Source organism: Mycobacterium sp. DBP42, assembly GCF_005924235.1.
Lineage (GTDB): Bacteria > Actinomycetota > Actinomycetes > Mycobacteriales > Mycobacteriaceae > Mycobacterium > Mycobacterium syngnathidarum.
The window spans coordinates 156,696-179,476 of sequence record NZ_VCMY01000001.1; the positions used below are offsets into that span (position 1 = coordinate 156,696).

The 22,781-nt window shown below is 68.1% G+C and carries 16 protein-coding genes; 11 read left to right on the plus strand and 5 right to left on the minus strand.

All coding sequences use genetic code 11. From position 1 onward, the window contains the following. The first annotated feature begins 18 nt into the window (after positions 1-18). From egtA to E0T84_RS00825, 6 genes are all read left to right on the plus strand, one after another. Positions 19-1,290 (plus strand): ergothioneine biosynthesis glutamate--cysteine ligase EgtA, encoded by a 1,272-nt coding sequence (gene egtA, locus E0T84_RS00800; protein WP_138743482.1) that lies wholly within the window; start codon positions 19-21, stop codon positions 1,288-1,290. Beyond that, entirely contained in the window at positions 1,287-2,561 is a 1,275-nt protein-coding gene (egtB, locus tag E0T84_RS00805) for an ergothioneine biosynthesis protein EgtB (protein WP_138743483.1), read from the plus strand. Before egtA ends, egtB begins: the two co-directional genes overlap by 4 nt. Next, complete coding sequence (egtC, locus tag E0T84_RS00810; RefSeq protein ID WP_138743484.1) at positions 2,561-3,253, plus strand: ergothioneine biosynthesis protein EgtC; 693 nt, start codon at positions 2,561-2,563, stop codon at positions 3,251-3,253. The genes egtB and egtC overlap by 1 nt, the downstream gene beginning before the upstream one ends. Next, positions 3,250-4,215: an L-histidine N(alpha)-methyltransferase gene (gene egtD, locus E0T84_RS00815; RefSeq protein WP_138743485.1), complete on the plus strand. Its 966-nt coding sequence runs from the start codon at positions 3,250-3,252 to the stop codon at positions 4,213-4,215. The genes egtC and egtD overlap by 4 nt, the downstream gene beginning before the upstream one ends. Beyond that, on the plus strand, positions 4,212-5,327 hold the full coding sequence (gene egtE, locus E0T84_RS00820) for an ergothioneine biosynthesis PLP-dependent enzyme EgtE (protein WP_138743486.1): 1,116 nt from the start codon (positions 4,212-4,214) through the stop codon (positions 5,325-5,327). The genes egtD and egtE overlap by 4 nt, the downstream gene beginning before the upstream one ends. Before the next feature lie 271 nt (positions 5,328-5,598). Continuing rightward, positions 5,599-6,942, plus strand: coding sequence for an HNH endonuclease signature motif containing protein (locus tag E0T84_RS00825; RefSeq protein ID WP_138743487.1), 1,344 nt, complete (start codon positions 5,599-5,601; stop codon positions 6,940-6,942). Between the two features lie 93 nt (positions 6,943-7,035). Here the strand turns inward: E0T84_RS00825 and E0T84_RS00830 are convergent, their stop codons facing one another. Then, complete coding sequence (locus E0T84_RS00830) at positions 7,036-7,719, minus strand: class I SAM-dependent methyltransferase (RefSeq protein ID WP_070943777.1); 684 nt, start codon at positions 7,717-7,719, stop codon at positions 7,036-7,038. A gap of 18 nt (positions 7,720-7,737) precedes the next feature. Then, the gene (locus E0T84_RS00835) at positions 7,738-9,207 is read right to left on the minus strand and encodes a glutamate--cysteine ligase (RefSeq protein ID WP_138743670.1); all 1,470 of its coding nucleotides are present in this window, start codon (positions 9,205-9,207) and stop codon (positions 7,738-7,740) included. 48 nt (positions 9,208-9,255) lie between these two features. Here E0T84_RS00835 and E0T84_RS00840 point away from each other — a divergent pair, with 48 nt between their 5' ends. Beyond that, positions 9,256-10,395 (plus strand): acyltransferase, encoded by a 1,140-nt coding sequence (locus tag E0T84_RS00840; RefSeq protein ID WP_138743488.1) that lies wholly within the window; start codon positions 9,256-9,258, stop codon positions 10,393-10,395. Here the strand turns inward: E0T84_RS00840 and E0T84_RS00845 are convergent. Further along, on the minus strand, positions 10,322-11,032 hold the full coding sequence (locus E0T84_RS00845; protein WP_138743489.1) for a DUF5336 domain-containing protein: 711 nt from the start codon (positions 11,030-11,032) through the stop codon (positions 10,322-10,324). The two genes, E0T84_RS00840 and E0T84_RS00845, sit on opposite strands and share 74 nt — an antisense overlap. A gap of 15 nt (positions 11,033-11,047) precedes the next feature. Next, on the minus strand, positions 11,048-12,754 hold the full coding sequence (gene eccE, locus E0T84_RS00850) for a type VII secretion protein EccE (RefSeq protein WP_138743490.1): 1,707 nt from the start codon (positions 12,752-12,754) through the stop codon (positions 11,048-11,050). A gap of 62 nt (positions 12,755-12,816) precedes the next feature. Between eccE and eccB the strand changes: the two genes are divergently transcribed. After that, complete coding sequence (gene eccB, locus E0T84_RS00855) at positions 12,817-14,322, plus strand: type VII secretion protein EccB (protein WP_138743491.1); 1,506 nt, start codon at positions 12,817-12,819, stop codon at positions 14,320-14,322. Here the strand turns inward: eccB and eccD (E0T84_RS00860) are convergent, their stop codons facing one another. After that, complete coding sequence (gene eccD, locus E0T84_RS00860; RefSeq protein WP_249383532.1) at positions 14,323-15,831, minus strand: type VII secretion integral membrane protein EccD; 1,509 nt, start codon at positions 15,829-15,831, stop codon at positions 14,323-14,325. A gap of 45 nt (positions 15,832-15,876) precedes the next feature. On the opposite strand from eccD (E0T84_RS00860), the gene eccCa reads away from it, so the two are divergent. The 3 genes from eccCa to mycP are packed head-to-tail and all read left to right on the plus strand — an operon-like array spanning position 15,877 to position 22,738. Then, positions 15,877-19,923: a type VII secretion protein EccCa gene (gene eccCa, locus E0T84_RS00865; RefSeq protein WP_212757689.1), complete on the plus strand. Its 4,047-nt coding sequence runs from the start codon at positions 15,877-15,879 to the stop codon at positions 19,921-19,923. Next, on the plus strand, positions 19,920-21,356 hold the full coding sequence (gene eccD / locus E0T84_RS00870) for a type VII secretion integral membrane protein EccD (protein ID WP_138743493.1): 1,437 nt from the start codon (positions 19,920-19,922) through the stop codon (positions 21,354-21,356). The genes eccCa and eccD (E0T84_RS00870) overlap by 4 nt, the downstream gene beginning before the upstream one ends. Then, on the plus strand, positions 21,356-22,738 hold the full coding sequence (gene mycP, locus E0T84_RS00875; RefSeq protein WP_138743494.1) for a type VII secretion-associated serine protease mycosin: 1,383 nt from the start codon (positions 21,356-21,358) through the stop codon (positions 22,736-22,738). Before eccD (E0T84_RS00870) ends, mycP begins: the two co-directional genes overlap by 1 nt. Positions 22,739-22,781 lie beyond the last annotated feature (43 nt).

Below are 22,781 nucleotides of genomic sequence, written 5' to 3' on the forward strand. Positions count from 1 at the left end.
GGACCGGGAGGGGGTGCCATGGCAGTACCCGTCAAGGCTGATGCGGCCCGTCTACGTCCCGTCGAGTTCACCAGCGCCGAGGATGCCGCGGCGTTCATCGAAGCCCGCTGTTTGGATGACGGGCCGGTGGGGCAGGTGGGCCTGGAGATCGAGGCGCATTGTTTCGACCTCGCGGATCCGTTGCGACGCCCGGGCTGGGATGAAATCTCCGAGATCATCGCCTCGGTGCCTGCGCTGCCGGGCGGCAGCCGGATCACCGTCGAGCCCGGCGGTGCGGTCGAGCTCTCCGGCCCACCGGCCGAGGGATCGTCGGCGGCGATCACCGCACTGCTGGCCGATCGGGCCGTGTTGCGTGCGGAGTTCGAGCGACGTGGCCTGGGCCTGGTGCTGTTGGGCGCCGATCCGGTGCGGCCCACCGAGCGGGTCAATCCGGGCCCGCGCTACCAGGCCATGGAAACGTTCTTCGCGGCCAGCGGTTCTGCCGGGCCCGGTGCGGCGATGATGACGTCGACCGCTTCGGTTCAGGTGAACCTCGACGCCGGCCCACGCGACGACTGGTCCCGGCGGGTCCGGCTGGCACACGCCCTGGGGCCGACGATGATTGCCATCACCGCGAATTCGCCGATGCTGGGCGCACGATTCACCGGTTGGAAGTCTTCGCGGCAACGGGTTTGGGGTCAGCTGGATTCCGCCCGCTGCGGCCCGATTCTGGGGGCCGACGGAGATGATCCGGCCAGTGACTGGGCGCGCTATGCGCTGCGGGCACCGGTCATGCTCGTCAACACCCCGGACGCGGTCCCCGTGACCAACTGGGTCCCGTTCGCCGACTGGGCCGACGGGCGTGCGGTACTGGGCGGCCGTCGCCCCACCGAAGCCGACCTCGAATACCACCTCACCACGCTGTTCCCGCCCGTGCGGCCGCGGCGCTGGCTGGAGATCCGCTATCTCGACAGCGTGCCCGACGCCCTGTGGCCCGCAGTGGTATTCACACTGACCACGCTCCTGGATGATCCCGAGGCTGCCGCGATCGCCACCGAGGCCACGGCACCGGTGGCCACCGCATGGGACCGGGCCGCCCGGATCGGACTCACCGATCGGCGGCTACAGGATTCGGCGATCACATGTGTGGCGGCCGCGGCGGAACGGGCCCCGGTGGCGTTGGCGGAATCGATGGAGCAGCTGACGCGTTCGGTCCAGGAGGGACGCTGCCCGGCCGACGGCTTCGCCGACCAGGTCGTAGGTCATGGAATCGCTTCTGCGATGAGCCAACTGGTGAAGGGCGAGCTTTGATCAACCGCGAGGCGCTGGCACTGCAGCTCACCCGGGCGCGGGAACGTACCCTGCGTCTGGTCGACTTCGACGACGCCGAATTGCACCGCCAGTACAGCCCGTTGATGAGCCCGCTGGTCTGGGATCTCGCCCATATTGGTCAGCAGGAGGAACTGTGGCTGCTACGGGGTGGTAATCCAGACCGCCCCGGCATGCTCGATCCCGAGGTGGACCGGCTCTACGACGCCTTCGTACATTCCCGCGCCAGCCGCGTCGAGCTTCCCCTGCTGCCGCCGGCCGACGCCCGCACCTACTGCGCCACGGTGCGGTCGCGCGCGCTCGACGCCCTCGATTCCCTTGACACCGACGACTCCGGCTTCAACTTCGGGCTGATCGTCAGCCACGAGAATCAGCACGACGAAACCATGCTGCAGGCGCTCAATCTGCGGTCCGGGCCGCCACTGCTCGACACCGGCAGTGCCTTGCCTGCCGGCCGTCCCGGCGTGGCCGGCACCTCGGTGCTGATCCCGGGCGGGCCGTTCGTGCTCGGGGTCGACGAACTCACCGAACCGCATTCCCTGGACAACGAGCGTCCCGCGCACTCTGTCGACGTGGCCCCTTTCCGCATCGGCCGGGTACCGGTCACCAACGCCGAATGGCGCGAATTCATCGACGACGGCGGCTATCAGCAGCCGCGGTGGTGGTCTCCGCAGGGGTGGGCGCATCGTCAGGAGGCGGGCCTGACGGCGCCCCAGTTCTGGGGGCCCGACGGCACCCGCACCCGGTTCGGCCACCTCGAGACGATCCCGACCGACGAACCGGTCCAGCACGTCACGTTCTTCGAAGCCGAGGCCTACGCCGCCTGGGCCGGGGCCCGGCTGCCCACCGAGATCGAATGGGAAAAGGCCTGCGCGTGGGATCCGGTGGCCGGGGCCCGCCGTCGATTCCCCTGGGGCACTTCCGAACCCACCGAGGCGCTGGTCAACCTCGGCGGCGAGGCGCGTCGGCCGGCCCCGGTCGGGGCGTATCCGTCCGGTGCGTCCGCCTACGGGGTCGAGCAGATGTTGGGCGACGTCTGGGAATGGACCACCTCGCCGCTGCGGCCGTGGCCCGGCTTCACCCCCATGGTGTACGACCGCTACACCGAGCCCTTCTTCGACGGGGACTACCGGGTCCTGCGCGGCGGGTCGTGGGCGGTGTCCGCCGACATCCTGCGGCCCAGCTTCCGCAATTGGGACCATCCGATCCGGCGGCAGATCTTCTCCGGTGTCCGTCTGGCCTGGGACGTCTGATGTGCCGTCACATCGGGTGGCTCGGAGCACCGCGATCGGTGGCCGCCCTGGTACTGGATCCGCCGCAGGGCCTGCTGGTGCAGTCCTACGCGCCCCGTCGGCAGAAGCACGGGTTGATGAACGCCGATGGTTGGGGCGCAGGTTTTTTCGACGGCGGTGTCCCGCGTCGGTGGCGCAGCGACAAGCCGCTGTGGGGTGATGCCTCGTTCGCGTCGGTTGCGCCCGCGCTGCGCAGCGGGTGCGTGGTCGCCGCCGTGCGTTCGGCGACCATCGGCATGCCGATCGAGCCGTCGGCCTCGGCGCCGTTCACCGACGGACAGTGGCTGCTCTCGCACAACGGGATCGTGGACCGGGCGGTGTTGCCGTTGACCGGGGTCGCCGAATCCACCGTGGACAGCGCCGTGCTGGCCGCGCTGATCTTCTCCCGAGGCCTGGACGCGCTAGGGTCTACGATCGCCGAGGTCGGCGCGTTGGATGGAAATGCCCGGCTGAACATCTTGGCCGCCAACGGTTCTCGTATGATGGCCACCACCTGGGGTGACACGTTGTCGATGCTGCGGCTGCCGGACGGCGTCGTGCTCGCCAGTGAACCCTACGACGACGATCCCGGCTGGACCGACATTCCCGACCGCCATCTGGTAGACGTCTCAGACTCGCGCGTCGAGCTCACCCCACTGAAAGGTTCGGTATGACGCTCACCCTGTCCAACTATCTGGCCGCCGATTCGGCTGCCACCGCGTTGCGCCGCGATGTGCGCGAAGGGCTGGCGCAATCGCCGAAGATGCTGCCGCCCAAGTGGTTCTATGATTCGGTGGGCAGTGATCTGTTCGACCAGATCACCCGGCTGCCCGAGTACTACCCCACGCGCACCGAGGCGCAGATCCTGCGCGATCGCTCGCCGGAGGTCGTCGCGGCCGCCGGTGCCGACACGCTCGTCGAGCTGGGCAGCGGCACCTCGGAGAAGACCAGGATGCTGCTTGACGCCATGCGCGACGGTGCGCAGTTGCGTCGGTTCGTCCCGTTCGACGTCGATGCCGGGGTGCTGCGGGCTGCAGGCGCGGCGATCGGCCAGGAGTATCCGGGCATCGAGATCGACGCGGTGTGTGGTGATTTCGAGGAGCACCTGGGCAAGATCCCTTCGGTGGGGCGCCGCCTGGTGGCCTTCCTCGGTTCGACGATCGGCAATCTGACACCCGGTCCACGCGCGGAGTTCTTGGCCTCGCTGGCCGAGACCCTGCAGCCCGGTGACAGCGTGCTTTTGGGCACCGATCTGGTCAAAGACGCCGACCGGCTGGTCCGTGCCTACGCCGACAGTGCCGGTGTGACAGCAGCGTTCAACCGCAACGTGCTCTCGGTGGTGAACCGCGAGCTCGGCGCTGATTTCGATCTCGACGCCTTCGAACATGTGGCGAAGTGGAATGCCGACGAAGAGCGAATCGAGATGTGGCTGCGGGCAGAGTCGCCGCAGCGGGTGCGGGTGGCGGCGCTGGATCTCGACGTCGATTTCGGCGCCGGCGAGGAGATGCTGACCGAGGTCTCCTGCAAGTTCCGGCCCGATGGGGTGGCCGATGAACTGGCGAAGGCCGGTCTGCGGCAAACACATTGGTGGACCGACGAATCCGGTGACTTTGGCTTGTCGCTGGCGGTGAAATGAGCCTCGCGCAGCAGTGGGCCGACGCCCGCCCGAAGGTGGCCGGGCTACACCTCGACAGCGGTGCCTGCTCGCGGCAGAGCAACGCGGTCATCGATGCCGTCGCCGCACATGCCCGCCATGAGGCCGAAGTCGGCGGCTACGTGGCTGCCGAGGCGGCAGCGCCGGTGCTCGCGGCAGGTCGGGCGGCCGTGGCCGCACTCACTGGGCTCGACGCCGCCAACGTGGTCTACACCTCGGGCTCCAACGATTCCCTGGATCTGTTGCTCGGCAGTTGGGCGGGGGAGCGCACCCTGGCCTGCCCGTCCGGCGAGTACGGGCCGAACTTGGCGATCATGGCCGCCAACGGTTTTCAGGTGCGCGCGTTGCCGGTTGACCGGGATGGCCGGGTCGTGGTCGAGGAGGCGTTGCGTGCCCTGGCGGCGAATCCTCCGGCGCTGGTGCACCTGACCGCGCTGGCCAGCCATCGTGGAGTGGCTCAGCCATTGGCCGAGATGGTCGCGGCGTGCCGCGAGGCGGGCGTTCCGATCGTGGTCGACGCTGCGCAGGCCTTCGGGCATCTGGACTGTAGCGTCGGCGCCGACGCGCTTTACTCGTCGTCGCGCAAATGGCTGGCCGGGCCACGCGGCGTGGGGTTCCTTGCGGTACAGCCCGGATTGGTGGCGCAACTGCAACGGCGGGTGCCGCCGGCCGACTGGGATGTGCCGGTGACGGTGCTGCAGAGTTTCGAGCACGGTGAGCACAATGCCGCGACCCGCGTCGGATACTCGGTCGCGCTGGGTGAACACCTTGCCGCTGGACCGGAAGTCGTCCGGGAGCGGCTCGCCGAGGTGGGCCGCACAGCGCGGCAGGTGTTGGCCGGCGTCCCCGGATGGCGGGTGGTGGAACCCGTCGACGAGCCCACCGCGATCACCACGCTGGAACCCACCGATGGCGCCGATCCGGCCGGGGTGCGCGCCTGGTTGATCGTCGAACGCGGAATCGTCACCACCGCATGTGAACTCGCGCGGGCGCCGTTCGAGATGGCCAAGCCGGTGCTGCGGGTTTCACCCCACGTCGACACGACGGCCGAGGACCTGGAGCAGTTCGCGGAGGCGTTGCGGGACGTGCCGTAGTCGACGGCGGTCACCCAACTCGTAGAACGACTTTCGGGTGATGTCGTCCCCGGTGTCCTCCGGATGTGACCCCTTGCGGTAGGTCATCACGAGGCGTAGGATCGAACACAAGTTCGAATAGAAGTTCTCCCCCCGGAAGGGCAACTGAGAGCTTCGCCCGCGCCACTGGCTCGACACGTTCCTGGGACGCCAGGATCTGCCGGAGTCGATGTTTGTCGACCGCACCGCACGCCCGCGTGCCACCGTTTTGTTGAAAGCTTGGGTATCTGTCATGGACGCCACCTATCTGGACACCGTCATCGATGTGCTCATCGATGACCTCACCCCGTCACCGACTCCCGACGAGGACGCTGATCGCCGGTTGTTTCATCTACTCGATAGTCCCCGGCGGGTGGTTGATGACCAGCCGCTGCTGGCGGTCCTCGCGGCTGCGGTCATCGCCGGCAATCTGTTCGATTTTGTGATCGCCCAGGCAGTCGCAGCGGCTGAACGCGCCGGGATCCCGGCCCGCCAACATCTACGCACCGGGGCGGACCTGTTGACTGGGCTGGGTGTGGCCCCTGCGGCGGCGTATCGGGCAGCACGAGTCGGACGCGTCGCGCACACCTTGCCCGCGGTGACTCGGCAGCAACGTCTCGGGGCGTTGGGCATCGACTTCGCAGATGCGGTCGGGAAGGGCGTCAAACACATCCACGACCGTGTCGAGCTATCCGACGAGGACAGGGCCCAGGTGGTGCGGGCCCTGATGATCCAGAACACGCCGTCGGCAGTGAACGCGAAGGCTCGCGAGATTGCGATCAGCCGGGCGTCGGCCCAACCAGCGCAGGAGGCGGTGGTGCCGGTCGCCGAGAACACCGACCTCAACGAGATGACCCTGAACCAGAACGACGACGGCCGCATCAGCGCCACCCTTGACCTCGATGCGCTCACCGGTGAAGAACTGTTCGCCGCATTGGACCCGCTGTGCCGGCCCGTCCCACTGCCGGATGGATCGCCCGATGCCCGCTCGACCACCCGGCGGCGTGCCGACGCGTTCGGGCAACTGGTCCGTGATTACCTGTCCCACTCGGGCCGCCCCAGCTCCGGCGGAGTGCTCCCGCACGTCACGCTCATCCGGCCCACCCACCCGACGACGCCTGCGGAGGCGGGGGTGTTCGGTCAGCGGCGCGTGGACAGGCTCGGCTTCACCGGGCCGATCAGCACCGCGACCGCGGACCTGATCGCGTGCGACTGCACGGCCGAGTCGGTCCTCATCGACGAGAACCAGGCGCCCCTGGACGTGGGCCGCGCTGAGCGACTGTTCCCGCCCCGCATCCGCAAGGCCTTGGCCGTACGGGACCACGGGTGCGCCTTCCCCGGCTGCGGCAGACCCGTGTCCTGGTGCGACGCCCACCACATAAACCCGTGGGGCACAGGAGGAATCACCAGCCTCGACAACGGTGTCCTACTCTGCCGCCACCACCACACATTGATTCACCACAGCGGCTGGCAGATCTACCTCGGACCTGACCGCCATCCCTGGTTTATCCCACCACACGACCCGGCAGGCCCCGAACCATCACACCTGCGCTCACACGCACGCCGCACCCTCACCGCCATGCCGACCGCCGCATAGCGAACTTCTCGACGTTGTTTGACACCTACACAGTGAAAGCCGCAGGAATGCGGCGGGTTCGGCGGTAGCTGGGCAGGATCGCAGGGCCCGCCGTTACCCCGCCTTGTGCGCGGTCAGCAAGAAGGCCGGGAACTTGATGCGGCCCTTCTCGTCGAAGTCGTGTTCGGGCAATTCGAACGGAACATCGGCCGGCATCGCGACAGCATTGGCGTGGATGAACGCGGGTCGGATCTCGTCGATCTCCCAGTACTTCGACACCGCTGCGCGCAGCTCGTCCTCGTCGACTTCGTTGGGCTTGGTCTCCAACTCCGCCGGGAACGCGCCCTTGGCGAACACCAGCACGTAGTAGTGCGCACCCGGGGCCGACGCGCGGTGGATGGAGCGCAGGTACCCGTCGCGGCCTTCGACCGGCAGGGAGTGGAACAGGGTCGAATCGATCACGGTGTTGAACCGGCCGTCATAACCGGTGAACGACGTGATGTCGGCCTGGGCGAAGCTGGCTGTCGACAGGCCGCGCACCTGCGCGGCGTTGTTGGCCGCGGCGATCGCCGTCGGGCTCAGATCCAGCCCCACGACGGTGAGGCCGTCGGCGGCCAGCGCCAGCGACAACTCGGCATGGCCGCAGCCCGCGTCGAGCACATCGCTCTCGAACTTCCCGGCCTGGTGCAGCGCGGCGAGCTCGGGCTGTGGCTCACCGATATTCCACGGCGGTTGGCCCTCGAAACCTGCTTCCCCCTTGTATGCGCCATCCCAGTCCAAGACCTGTCCAGATGTCATGGTTCCAACGTACGCGCCTCAATCCCAGGTATGGACGGGCTCATTGCTGTGCATCCGCTGGATGTACAGCCGCAGCATCTCCGCCAGCGCCTTGGGCCGGGCCAAACCTTGTGACTGCAGCTTGTGCACGGTTGCCACCTGCCACGTCGCCCCCGTCCGGCCGGTCTTGGCGCGACCTTCGATCACCCCGAGGTAGCGATCGCACACCTCAGCGGCCACCCCCCAGCGGCGCAACCCGTCGTGTGCCATCGGGAGCAGCTTGCGCAGCACCAACTCATCGGGGGTCACCTCGCCCAGGCCGGGCCAGTACAGCCGGGCGTCCACGCCGTGCTGAGCGCCCTCCACGAAATTGTGGTGGGCCGCCGCGAAGCTCATCTTGGTCCACAGCGGCCGGTCTTCTTCGGACAGCGTTCGCAGCAGGCCGTAGTAGAACGCCGCATTCGCCAGCATGTCCACCACGGTCGGCCCGGCCGGCAGCACGCGGTTCTCCACCCGCAGGTGGGGCACGCCGTCCACCACGTCGTACACCGGACGGTTCCACCGGTAGATGGTCCCGTTGTGCAGCCTCAGCTCGGCCAGCTGGGGTGCCCGGCCCGCCGCGAGCTCGGCGACCGGATCCTCGTCGGACAGCTCGGGCAGCAGGGACGGGAAGTACCGCACGTTTTCTTCGAACAGGTCGAAGATCGAGGTGATCCAGCGCTCCCCGAACCAGACCCGCGGCCGCACGCCCTGGGCCTTGAGTTCGTCGGGACGAGTGTCGGTGGACTGTGTGAACAGTTCGATGCGGGTCTCGGCCCACAGCTGATGCCCGAAGAAATACGGCGAATTCGCCCCGACCGCGAGCTGCGGGCCGGCCAGCACCTGGGCGGCGTTCCAGTTGCGGGCGAAGTCGGCGGGGGAGACCTGCAGGTGCAGCTGCATGCTGGTACAGGCCGACTCGGGCGCGATGGACGCCGACTGCAGGCTCAGCCGTTCCGGCCCGGAGATGTCGATGGGCATGTCCTCGCCGCGCGCGGTGAAGATCGAGTCGTTGAGCGCCTGATATCGGGTCGACTGGCTCATCCAGCCGTCGGAAAGATGCTCGGGCATCAGCGTCGGCAGGATGCCCACCATCACGATGTGCGCGCCGTCCTCGCTGGCCTTGATCTCGGCGGCGTTGAGGCTGCGCCGCACCTCCTCCTCGAGGTCCAGCGCGGCGCGGCCGGGCAGTGGCCGCGGCGGAACGTTGAATTCGATGTTGTAGGCGCCTAATTCGGTCTGATAGGCCGGGTCGGCAATGGATGCGAGCACTTCCTGGTTGGCCATGGCGGGCTGGTACTCGTCGTCGACGAGGTTGCATTCGATCTCCATGCCGGTGAGCGGACGCTCGAACTCGAAACCCGACTGCGCCAGCATGGTTTCGAACACGTCCAGACACAGCTGGACCTTGCGCCGGTACTCCTGCCGGTGCGCGCGGCTGAACTCGGTGTTCTTGACCTCTTCACCCACACCGCGATGCAACAACGCCAGCGGTCGTGCGCGCAGCAGAATGGCCAAATGACCTCACGGGCCGACGACGATCAGGGTGGCCTCGAGCAGATTGCCCACCCTGATCGCGTCGCCTCGCTGACCGGGGTGCGCGCCGTGGCCGCGATGACCGTGATGGGGACGCACGCCGCCTATGGCACCGGCCTGCTTTCCCAGGGCTATCTGGGTCTGATGAGCGCCCGCCTCGAAGTCGGGGTGGCGATCTTCTTCGTGCTCTCCGGGCTGCTGCTGTTTCGCCCGTGGGTGCGGGCCGCTGCCACAGGAGTCGACGCGCCGAGCACCTCGCGCTATGCGCGAAACCGGTTCCGCCGCATCATGCCCGCCTATGTCGTCACCGTCCTGATCGTCTACGGCATCTATGAGCTGCGGCCAGTGCAACCCAATCCCGGGCACACGTGGACCGGCCTGCTCCGCAACCTCACCCTCACCCAGATCTACAGCGACAACTACTTCACGGACTACCTGCACCAAGGGCTGAGCCAAATGTGGAGCCTGGCGGTGGAGGTCGTTTTCTACGCTGTGCTGCCGCTGCTGGCATATCTGCTGTTGGTGATGTTGTGCCGCAGGCGTTTTCGGCCCATACCGTTGCTGGCCGGTCTGGCGGCCCTGGCCGTGGTGAGCCCGTTGTGGCTGGTGCTGCTGCACAACGCCGAATGGATGCCGGTGGGCGGCGGCACCTGGCTACCGCACTACCTGATCTGGTTCGTCGGAGGGATGACGCTGGCAGTGCTGGGGGCGATGGGGATGCGGGTCTATGCGCTGGCGGCGCTACCGCTGGCGCTGGCCTGCTATCTGGTGGTCTCCACGCCGATCGCGGGCCTGGTCACTTCGCCGGTCCTCGACCTGTCCGCGGACCTGGCGAAAACCCTGTTCTATGCGGTCATCGCGACTCTGGTGGTGGCCCCGCTGGCGCTCGGTGGGGACGGCCTCTACGCCCGGGTCATGGGCAGTCGACCGATGGTGTGGCTGGGCGAGATCTCCTATGAGATCTTCCTGCTGCATGTGGTCGCCATGGACCTGGTCATGGAGTTCGTACTGGGCTGGAACGTCTACACCGGTTCGGCCACCGTGTTGTTCATCGTGACGTTGGTGGCCACGGTGCCTGCGGCGTGGCTGCTACATCGGGTGACCCGGCCCCGCGGTTGGTGACCGGCCCGGCGCCCGCGCGCCCGGGCGGGGCCGCCAAGCCGTCGGAATGAGCGGGCGGGGAGTCGGTGGGCCGGCCGTAATCCTGTTGCGGCGAAAGCAGATCGGCGTAGTCGCCGTATTGGGGCGCTTGGTGGGTGGCTTGAGACTGTGCGTAGCCCTGGGCATGAGCCTGACCGTATGCGGAGCGTTGTGACGAATCGGGTTGGGCCACCGCGCTCTGCTGGTAGTACTGCTGCACCGCCTGGTTGTAATAGTCGAGGTAGGCCTCGTAGCCGCCGGCGACGGTGGCCGCAACCGGCGCTTCCGGTGCCAGCCACAGCGCCGCGACGGCCGCCGCGGTCTGCAGTCCGTTGAGCACCGCGATCGTGGTCAGAACCCATCCAGAGGCTTCTGGGGAGGCCAGGGCACTCGACAGGGCATCGAGGAAACCCGCGCCGGCCAGAAGGGCGGGGAGCCAGAGGCGGGCAGACTGCCTGGGTAGCAGGCCGATTGCCGCGGCCAAGCCGGCCAGCACGGCGAACCTGACGTGCCAGTCATTGCCGCCGCCATCGGCGGCCGGGCCGAAACTCACGCCATAGGCCACCAGCCCCAGCACGACCACCGCGATCGACAGGTTGCGGTGAAGCGGATTGGCCATGATCACTCCTTCACGTCAGTCAGTGCTGTTCGCGGATGCTCGCAGATAACGCATCTCATCGTCGGTGGCGACCATCGTGACCACCGCCGAGCCGGCCTGGGTGCTCACCTTGACGGTGTCGTGTTCCAGTGAGATCAGGTCCAGGACCACGTCGGCCTGCTCCGATGGCCGGCTGTTCGGTGGGGCGAGCACCATGCTGGTCACCCCGATCCGGACGGATTGCTCGGGAACCCCGTCGAACATCTCGACGGTGTAATTGCGCTCCGCGCCGGCCTGGATCGCGCGCCGGTTGAAGTCCGCAACCCAGAGCAGGTCATGGCGCCCGACCACCTCGACCATGTCACGCCAGAACGCCGGACGGCGGCTGTGCACCAGCACCCGGGCGCCCAGGGCCAGTGCGCGCAGCACCACCTGCTGGGCCAGATGCAGCGTGCCCACGATCTCCACCCGGCGGATCTGGGGGCCGAACACCGGGAGGGCGACGGCCCGTCCCTGCTCGTCGGCGCCGATCACCTGGCCGCAGCCCGAGGCGGGCAGCGCCAGATCACTCAACGCATCGCCGCGAAGGCCCGACGCCCAGTGCTCGACATGGCCGCCCCCGGGGACCGTCGGGATCGGAAGTGTCGCAGCGAGCGCGGAAAACTGCTGACCGTGAAGCGGAATGAGACCGCGCAGCTGGGTGGGGACGCGCACATCGCTGTCGAAGCGGACCAGACCGCGAACCTGGACCACATCTTCTTGGCTGCCGTGATTCGGGTCCTCGCGCAGTGACAGGCACACCGTGGTGGAGTAGCTGGGCACCGTCCACAGCAGTCCGAGTCCCGCGGTGGTCAGCATGTCCGGCTCCACGGCGAAGCTGGACAACCGGAAGTGGCCTTCGCGGCAGTCCTCCCAGGTTTCTTCGACGGTGCCGAGATTGACGCCGTCGCTGAGCTCATTGGTGGCCGCCGCGATGCCGCTCGCAGACAGGAACTGAGGCTGAAGGCCCGCCTCGGCGAGCCGGTTGGCGACGCGGCGGGTGGCGGTGGTGGCCGCGCGCAGGATGCCGTGGCGGTCCCCGCCGCGGCGGCGGACCGCCTCGGCGCAGCGTGACGGATTGAACCGCACGGCAATCCACACCGTGCGCTGGGCGATCGCGGGCAACGGTCCCAGCACTGAGTCGTAGACGGCGGCGACGTCGGTGTGGCCGGCCGAGCGGGCGCCCTGACTGATGATGTCGATGGACTCGAGCGTGATGTCGAACTGTCGCAGGCAGTCCAGCAGGGCCTGGACGGGAACCATCTCACCCGACACCGTGACCCCTGGCTCCAAAACGGTCAGCGCCCTGGGGTTTTCGTCGATCTTCAGCAAGGACAGCAAAGTTGTCCCGTTCCAACGGAATCCGACCTGCAGACCGTCGGGGGTCGGTACGTCGAACGGCTCGGCGGGCAGCGAGCTCGGCCCGCCCTTACCCGTGCGACGTCGCCTGTTGCGGACAAACCTCGCGCGTAGTGCGAGCGACCGCGGCGCAGTCGTGCCCGAGACGACCGGAGCTACCAGCAGCAACCCCACCACCAAGCCCGCCGCCGCACCCTGCCAGCCGGGCCGGTGCAGTAGCTGGGCAACGACGATGCCGACGGCGACGACAATTTGCAGGGCGACCAGGTCGACCAACGGGACGAGCCGCTGCGGGCCGGTATCGCCGGCGGTGGTCAGCTTTGCTGCGAAAGTCAATGGACGCATCGCTTTTCAAATAGGAGCTCGGACGTCGTGTCGAGGTGGTGCGGACGTGCTAAACACTACGCATGCCAGCGCAAGTTACCACTCGCGCACAGGTGAACGGCTACCGTTTCCTGATCCGCCGCCTTGAGCACGCGCTCATCCGGGGCGACTCGCGGATGATCCACGATCCGATGCGCGGTCAGATGCGCGCCCTGATCGTGGGGGTGGTGATCGCTGTCCTGATCACCGGGGCCTCCGCGGTGATGGCGTTCTTCAAGCCCGCACCCAATATCGGCGACGCGCAGATCGTGCTGAGCAAGTCCAGCGGTGCGCCGTTCGTACGGATCGGTGACCAGATCCACCCGGTGCTGAATCTGGCTTCGGCGCGGCTGATCATCGGTAAGAACGACAGCCCCAAGCAGGTCGACGACAAATTCCTCGACGTCGTGCCGCGCGGGCCCATGGTGGGCATCGTCGGCGCGCCGGCCAGCATCGACCGCGGTGACGACCTGGCGATGTCGTCGTGGACGGTCTGCGACAACCTGTTGATGCCGGCCGTCACCGAAACCACCGGCATGCCCAGCCTGCAGACCACGGTGCTGGCCAACGACCCGGTGCTCGACGGCGGCATCCGCCCGGCCGACCCGGCCGAGGCGATCCTCACCGAATCCGGCGGCACCACCTATCTGATCTACCGCGGTGTGCGGGCGCCGATCGATGTGTCAGATCCGGTGCTGGTCAACGGGCTTCACCTGCAGGGCGCGGCCACCCGGCCGATGTCGTTGTCCGTGCTCAACACCTTCCCGCTGGTCGCCCCGATCACGCCGGTGGCCATCCAGGGCTCGGGGGAGCCGGGTCCGCTCGGGCCCGACCACCCGGTGGGCGCCATCGTCAAGTCCGTGGACTCGCGCGGCGAACAGCTCTATGTTGTGCTGCGCGACGGTCTGCAGCCGGTGTCGCAGGCCGCCGCCGACGTGATCCGCTACGGCGCATCAGGCGAGGTGGCCACCGGGCAGGCTGCCGAGATCCCCCCGGCGACGCTGGCGGAAGTGCCGACCGTGCATCGGTTGGCGGTCGACCATTACCCGCTGGAGTCACCGAGGATCGTGCCGCCCGACCCTGATCGAGTGGTGTGTATGGGCTGGCAGCGGTCCAACACCGACGCCCGCGCGAACGTGCGACTGTTGGTCGGGCACCGGTTGCCGACCGCCGAGGGCGCGCAGATGGTCCGGCTGGCCAGCGCCGACGGCAGCGGGTCAGGTGCCGATTCGGTGTACCTGACGCCCGGTGCCGGGGAATACGTGCAGGCCACCGGCGGTGATCCGGACAGCCGCTCGACGGGGCAGCTGTTTTACGTGTCCGACACCGGAGTGCGTTACCACATCAAGGATCTGCCGACGGCCGACGTGCTCGGGGTCAGCGGGGTCAAGGTGCCCGACGGCCCGGCCAACGCCCCGCAGTGGGCGCCGTGGCCGGTGCTGTCGCTGTTGCCGGCCGGACCGGAGCTGTCCCAGGAAGCGGCCCTGGTCGCCCACGACGGCATGGCTGCCGACCCGGACAGCAGCAAGGTGTCGACGGGCAAGCCTTAGTCAGAGGCGCATCTCCCGGAAGAACGCGTACACCCGGATGATCCAGAAGCACAGCGGGAACAGCGAACCCACGGCGATGTATTCGAGTATCTCGACCTGCCGCCGTGCCACCGGGGAGAACTCGCGTAGCGGTGCCACCAGCCCGCAGGCCAGGATCAGCACCATCAGGGCGAGCAGCACCACCACGGCGCGGACCTGCCACCCCTCGACGTACAGCGCGGTCTTGAGGATCACGGCCACCGCGATGATCAGCCCGCTGCCGATGAGTGTGGCCGACTGCACCAGGTCGTGGTGGCCACGACCGCGCAGGCACAGCACCGTCGCCACCATGAGGGCGAAAACTGTTCCTTGCCAATAGAACCCGTTGGTGATATCCGCCGCCAGGTAACAGCCGACCGGGGCTGCCAGGGCCGCCGCGACAAGAATCCCGGTGAGGTGCTGATTGGCCCGCCGCACCCGGCTGATCAGATTCTCCTCGGTGGGGATGATCTGCTTGCCGATCGCGTTGACGCCCTCGACCGTGGGGCCACCCTGGGTCTCGATGTCGTCGAGCGGTTCACCTGCCGTCGGCACCCGGGGTATCGGGAGTTTCGACAGCCCGATGGTCACCCGGGGGGCGAGATAGACGACGATAACGGCCGCTGTCGCGAGCAAAGCCCCGACCGTCCGAATGGGCGGCTGCCACAGCAACATTGCCGTCGAACTGACGCCGCCGAAAACGCACGTCGCGATGATCGCGGTGTACACCGCCGATCCGCTGCCGGAGATGAGGAGCACCAGCAGCGCGCCGAACGCGGTCAGGGCGAAGGCCATCGGCAGCGATGTCACACCGGAACCGCCGGGCACCAGGTACAGCGAGCCCGCGAACAACAGCGGTGTCGACACCGCGGTGATCCAGCCCGTAGCCGCTGTCGCCGCCGGCCGGTGCGCCACCAGGCAGGCCAGCAGCAGCCCCATCGCACCGAGGGTCAGCACCGCCGCGGGCACCGCCGGCTGGGCGGCCCAACGCGGCAACACACCGGCAAGCGTGACGGCGGCGGCTGCGGTGACACCGAAACCGGCCAGTGCATGCGCGTTGCCGGTCAGCCAACTCCGGACGGTGCCGGGGCCCTCATCTGCGCGGGTGTCGTCGACGTCGTCGAACAGCAGGGGGCTGACCGGCTGGCCGACCGAGCAGATCATCAACAGGTCGCCGTCGCAGACCCCTGCTTCGGCGAGGGACAGGTGCGGGGCGATCGGAGTTCCGCCCAGCGGGGCCAGTGTCCATCGCCCGTCGGCGGCGTCGAACTCGACGATCGCGTCCTGCGTGGTGATCTGTTCATTCGCGATATCGATGACATCGGGAATGTACTGGGCGATGCTGACGTGTGCGGGCAACCCGACGTCGATGTTCAATTCGCCGACGACCAGGGTCAGTCGGCTGAGTTCGGGTTCAGCTTCGGGTTCGAGCTCTGACTCAAGTAGGGTCACAATCCAGTCGGCCTCCTGCGCAATGGGATTGCTCGACACGAACAATACCCAGCATCCGGTGCCAGCAGCTTCGGGGAGGGAAGGTTGAGTACCCAGGGGTTTGTCCGCCGCCTACGGGTGGCGCCGCCGCGGATGCCCGGCGGCGAGGTCAACCTGGCTCCACCGCCCGAGGTGCCGCGGGCCATCCCGGGCAATCTGATGATGCGCCTGATGCCGTTCGTGATGGTGGTCGCGGTGATCGGCATGATCGCGCTGATGGTCACGGTCGGCGGCCGGGACATGGCCAGAAACCCGATGTTCCTGCTCTTTCCGATGATGATGATCATGTCGATGGTCGGCATGTTCATGGGCGGCGGAAACCGCAATGGCAAAGCCGCCGCCGAGCTCAACGAAGAACGCAAGGACTACTTCAGCTATCTGGCGAACCTTCGCGAGGAAGCCGACACCACGGGTGCCGAACAACGCACGGCGCTGGAATGGAGCCATCCCGATCCGCGGGCACTCGGCGACGTCGTGGGTACCCGGCGCATGTGGGAGCGGCGGCCCAGCGACGCCGACTACTGCCACATCCGGGTCGGTATCGGGACCCACCGGCTGGCGACGCGGTTGATGGCGCCCGAGACCGGCCCGCCCGAGGACCTGGAGCCGGTGTCCACGGTGGCGCTGCGCCGGTTCGTCAAGACCCATTCGGTGGTACATGCGTTGCCGACAGCGGTGTCCCTACGGGCGTTTCCCACCATCACCTTCGAAGGGGAGCGCAAGCTGGCTCAGCAGCTGGTGCGCTCGATGGTGTTGGAACTGTGTACCTTTCACGGACCCGACCATGTCCAGGTGGCAGTCGTCACGGCCAATCCCGACGGTGAGAACTGGAGCTGGGTCAAATGGCTGCCACACGCACAGCATGCCTCGACCCGCGACGGCATGGGGTCGATGCGGCTGCTGTTCCCCACCCTGGAGTTGATGGAGACCGCGATGTCTGCGGAGCTGGCCGAGCGCGGCCGGTTCACCCGCAACGCGCAGCCGACGCAGGGCCTCAAACAACTTGTCGTCGTACTGGACGACGGATTCGTCACCGGAGATGAGCAGCTCATCACCGATGCGGGCCTGGACAGTGTGACGCTGCTGGACCTCAACGGCCTGCGTGCCGGGGCCTCGGCTCGGCGCAGCCTGCAGCTGGTCCTCGACGGTGACGACGTGGCCGCCCGTACCGCGGTGGGGGTGGAGCGGTTCGCCACCCCGGACACGATCACGATCCCCGAGGCCGAGACCACCGCTCGGCGGATCGGCCGCTACCGTCCGGCGAACGCCGCGCACATCGTCAGCCTGGAAGCCGATTCGCGGGCAGTCGATCCAGGACTGATGGCGCTGCTGAAGATTCCCGATGCGGCCGGCATCGTGCCCGAACAGGTGTGGCGGCAGCGGTCCCCGCGCGAGCGGCTGCGGGTGCCGATCGGCATCACTCCCAACGGTCAGCCCATCGAACTCGACATCAAGGAGGCTGCCGAAGGCGGCATGGGCCCGCACGGGCTGTGCATCGGGGCCACCGGCTCGGGCAAGTCGGAGTTCCTGCGCACCCTGGTGTTGTCCATGATCACGTCGCACTCACCTGAGCAGCTCAACCTGGTACTGGTCGACTTCAAGGGCGGGGCGACGTTCCTCGGCCTCGACGGGATCGCCCACATCGCGGCCATCATCACCAACCTCGAAGACGAGCTGACCATGGTGGACCGCATGCGCGACGCGCTGGCCGGTGAGATGAACCGCCGCCAGGAGTTGCTGCGCGCCTCCGGAAACTTCCCGAACGTCACCGAATACGAACGGGCCCGCGCGGCCGGGGCCGACCTCGAGCCGCTGCCCGCGCTGTTCGTCGTGGTCGACGAGTTCTCCGAATTGCTTTCGCAGAAACCGGACTTCGCCGAGCTGTTCGTGATGATCGGCCGGCTGGGCCGCTCGCTGCACATGCACCTGCTGTTGGCCTCGCAGCGGTTGGAGGAGGGCAAGCTGCGTGGCCTCGACTCGCACCTGTCCTACCGGATCGGCCTCAAGACGTTCTCCGCGGGTGAGTCGCGCAGCGTCCTGGGCGTGCCCGACGCCTATCACCTGCCCAGTGTGCCGGGTTCGGCATTTCTGAAATGCGATGCCTCCGAACCGATCCGGTTCAATGCCTGCTATGTCTCCGGTGACTACGTCAAACCACGGATCTCGGCACGCACCGGGCGGGTGACCCAGTTGGGGGCGCTGGCGCCGAAGCTGTTCACCGCCACACCGGTCAAGAAGGATCCGGTCCCCGAGCGGGTGCCGCTGCCGCACGAGATGCCCGAGGCCGAGCCGAACGGGATTGTCGCCGGCCCGGCTGGACCTGTGAAGACCACGCTGCTCGACATGGTGGTCAGCCGGTTGCGCGGCCACGGCAGGCCCGCCCACGAGGTGTGGCTGCCGCCGCTGGATGACAGCCCCGCGGTCAACGAGCTCCTGCCCGAATCGGATTGGTCGGCACCGCAGAATCTCAACGGCCGGCTGTGGATGCCCATGGGTGTCGTGGACCGGCCCTACGATCAGCGTCGCGACGTGCTCATGGTCGACTTGTCCGGCGCGCAGGGCAACGTCGCGGTGGTCGGCGGTCCGCAGTCGGGCAAGTCCACCACGCTGCGCACGCTCATCATGTCCGCGGCCGCCACCCACACTCCCGAGCAGCTTCAGTTCTACTGCCTGGACTTCGGCGGCGGCACGCTGACCAGCCTGGCGAAGTTGCCCCATGTCGGTGGAGTGGCGGGCCGGATGGACGCCGACGCCATCCGCCGCACCGTGGCCGAGGTGGCCGGGGTGTTGCGCAGCCGTGAGCAGCTGTTCCGCGAACTCGGCATCGAATCCATGCGCGACTTCCGCCAGCGCAAGGCCCGCTTGGCCGCGCTGCCCCCGGAAGAGGCTGCGCAAGATCCGTTGAGCCAGGACAATTTCGGCGACGTGGTGCTGGTCGTCGACGGGTGGGCGTCCATCAAGAGCGATTTCGAGCAGCTCGACCCGGTGATTCAGTCACTGGCCATCCAGGGCTTGTCCTACGGCGTACACCTGGCGATCACCGCCTCGCGCTGGATGGAGATCCGGCCGGCGGTCAAAGACATGCTCGGCACCCGTGTCGAGCTGCGCCTGGGCGATCCGATCGACAGCGAGGTGGCCCGCCGGTCGGCCGAACTTGTCCCGATCGGACGTCCCGGTCGCGGTATCAACTCCGAGCGTCTGCACATCCTGATCGGGCTGCCGCGGCTGGACTCCAGTTCCGGGGTGGAGGATCTGCCTGCCGGGGTGGCCGAGGCCGTCGAGGCGGTGCGTGCCCATTATCAGGACCGCGAGGCGCCGAGGGTGCGGATGCTGCCGCACGACGTGAATCGCGAGGATGTCGTACGGGTCGCCCGCGAGGCCGGACAACTCAGCAAGGCCCGCATCGCGATCGGCATCAACGAGGAAGAACTCGCCCCGGTGGTGCTGGATTTCGATGCGCAACCACACCTGGTGGCGTTCGCCGATACCGAATGCGGAAAGACCGGCCTGCTGCGCAACATCGCCGCCGGCGTGATGGAGAACGCCACTCCGGTCGAGGCCAAGATCATTCTGGTCGACTTCCGTCGCTCGATGCTGGGTGTCATCCCCGACGAATACCTCGGCGGCTATGCCACGGCGCCGCAGTCCTGCACGGACCTGATGACGGCGCTGGCCGGTGCGCTCAAGGATCGGCTGCCGCCCAACGACATCACCCAGCAGCAACTCAAGGAACGGTCCTGGTGGTCGGGCCCGGACCTGTTCGTGATGATCGACGATTACGACCTGATCCCAGGTGGCTCGCTGAGCCATCCGCTGGGACCGCTGGTCGAATATCTGCCGCAGGCCCGCGACATCGGGCTGCGCGTCGTGGTCACGCGCCGCAGCGGCGGCGCCGGGCGGGCGATGATGGACCCGATCGTCGGACGTCTGAAAGACCTGTCCTGCAACGGTTTGGTGATGAGCGGAAGTAGAGACGAGGGCGGGCTGTTCGGCGGGTACAAGGCCGGCCCGATGCCTCCCGGCCGCGGCATGCTGGTCTCGCGGACCACTCGTAGCGGCGTGGTGCAGTTGTCGAGGATGCCCGACCTGTGACCGGGATCGAGGAGCTTCGCGCGGTGCACGTGGTGTCCGCGGCACCCGAGACGATCCGGGTGTCCGTGGTCGGCGGGCGGACCCAGCTCGACGTCGCGCTGCCTGCCGACGTTTCGGTGGCGGCTTTTCTTCCTGAGCTGGCCCGGTTGATCAAGTCGCGGGACGAAGAACGCAGTGACGACTTGACCGATCGCGACGAGCGGCGGACGTTCTGGGTGCTCAGTCGTGAAGGTCAGGCCGGCGCAGGTGCGCTCGAGCCCGACCGGAGCTTGCGCCAGGCCGGGGTGAAAAACGGCGAACTGTTGCGACTTTCGGCTCGGCAGGCACTGTCCCCGCCCGCGCTGTACGACGATGTCGTGGACGCCGCTGCTCGGCTGAATCGCGCTTCGTATGCGGCATGGGACGCCACCGCCGCGCGGATGACAGCGTTCGCCGGGCTGTGGCTGTGCTCGGCGGTATGGGTCGGGCTGCTGCTGGCGCCCGCCCTGGCGGCCCACCGGACGGTGATCATGGTGGCCGCCGCGCTGATGCTGGTGGCTCTGGTGGCCGGCGGGGCGCTCGTGCGCCGGGTGCTGGGCCGCGCCGACATCGCTGCAGCGGTGGGGCCGTCGGTGATCGCGATCGGCACCGCGGCAGTCTGGGTGGTGGCCGCCCCGCGGGGTGCGGTCGGGCTGGCTGTTGGTTGCGCAATATTGTTGGGGCTCACGGTGTTCTGTTACCGGCTGATTTCTGCCGGGCACTGGACCTACGTCGCCGCGGCCGTGTTGCTGAGTTTCGGTGTCGCGGCATTCGCTGCCCGGGCGTTGGGCGCACCGGTGACAGTGGTGGCCACCCTGACCGCCGTGATCGCGGTGTTCGGGTGCCTGGCGGTGCCGGTGCTGACGGCACGCCTGGGCCGATACCCGGTGCCGTCGGCCGCCACATCGCACACCGAGGACCCGTTCGCGACGTCGGCGGGGCAGACCCCGCCGACGGGCACTCCGATGCCCAGCGCGGAACAGGTGTGGGATCGGGTGCATTCAGCGGTGTTGACCCGCTCCGGCCTGCTGGCCGGTGCGGCAACCACCGCGCTGATCGGCTCCACCGTGCTGATGCGGGTCGACACGGGTTGGGCGGCATTCGCTTTCGCTGTGGTCTGCGCTGCGGTGCCGGCCTTGCTCAGCCGGAGAGCGGAGACCTGGCCGGAGCGGGCAGCGCTTGCCGTGCCCGGCTGTGCGCTCGCGCTGGTGGTCTGCGTGCAAGCCCAGGCCGGGGCGTGGCCGTTGCAACTGACCGGTGTCGGCCTGCTCGCGGCGCTGGCCGTCGGCGGTGTCGCGGCCCCGTACGTTCGCCGAATCCGAACCGTTGCGCCCTATCTCGAATATGTGGCCGTGGCCGCGGTGATCCCGCTGGCACTGTGGCCGCTCGGACTGTACGAACGGCTGGGCGGCTAATGAGCGCCCGGCGGTGTGCGGCGGTGGCGACCGTCGTGCTCACGGTGGTGCTGTCGGGCTTCGGTGCGCCACCGGCCGGTGCGGTCACACCCCCGGTCGTCGAACCCGGACCGCCGCCGAGCGGCCCCGTCGCACCCGCAGAGCCCACCGAACAGAAGTCGATCTGCGGCGTCCCCACCGGCGTACTCCCCGGCACCGACTTCACCAAGCAGACCAGCGCGGAAGCCATGCTCGAGTACCGCAAGGCCTGGCGCTTTTCGCGCGGCGCCGGGCAGAAGGTGGCGGTGATCGACACCGGCGTCAACCGTCATCCGCGCCTTCCCGCGCTGGAAGCGGGTGGCGACTATGTGTCGAACAGCGACGGACTCGTCGATTGCGATGCCCACGGCACCCTGGTAGCCGGCATCATCGGGGCGGCGCCGGCCGAGGGCGACAGCTTCGCCGGGGTCGCGCCCGAGGCGGCGATCCTGTCGATCCGGCAGAACAGTGGTGCCTACAGTGTCGCGGGCACCAGCAGCACCCAGAACGACGACCCCAACGCGACATCGGTGGGCTACGGGAACACGCACACGCTGGCACTTGCGATCGTCCGGGCGGTGGACCTCGGTGCCACGGTGATCAACCTGTCGGAGGTGGCCTGCGCTCCGGTTGCGGCCGGCATGGATGATCGGGAGCTCGGCCTGGCCGTGCGCTACGCCTATGAACGCAATGTGGTGGTGGTGGCTGCGGCCGGAAATTTCAACTCCCAGAGCATGTGCAACTCGCAGAACAACATGAACGATCCGAACCAGCCGTTGCACACCGGATGGCACAGTGTCAGCACCATTGCCAGTCCGGCCTGGTTCTCCGACTATGTGCTGGCCGTCGGCGCCGTGACCACGTCGGCCACCCCGGCCGACTTCAGCCTGCATGGGCCGTGGTTGGCGGTGGCCGCCCCCGGCGAGCGGGTCACCTCGCTGGATGCCGGCGGGCCCGGCCTGAGCAACGCCCAGTTGGGCCAGCAGGGCCTGGCACCGTTGAACGGCACGAGCTTCGCGGCACCGTTCGTCTCTGGTGTGGTGGCGTTGATCCGCTCGCGCTACCCCGGCCTGACCGCCGGTGAGGTGATGGATCTGGTCGAGCGGACAGCCCGCACGCCGGGGAATGGACCCAACCAGGCCACGGGTTATGGAGTCGTGGACCCCGTCGCCGCACTGACCTATCAGCTCCCGCCCGAGCCCGCCGAGCGCGACGTCACCGCCGCTTCACCGATCAGCGGCCCGCCGCAACCTGATGCGGGTAATGTGCGGGCGCGCAGGATCGTCTTCACCGTCACCGCGGCGTGTCTTGCGTTGATGGTGGCGGCGGTGGCGGTGTCTGCTGCCCGGCGGCGGACCAAGTGAGTTAGGGGGAAAATGCCGGACGAGAACCGACCGATCGGCGAGC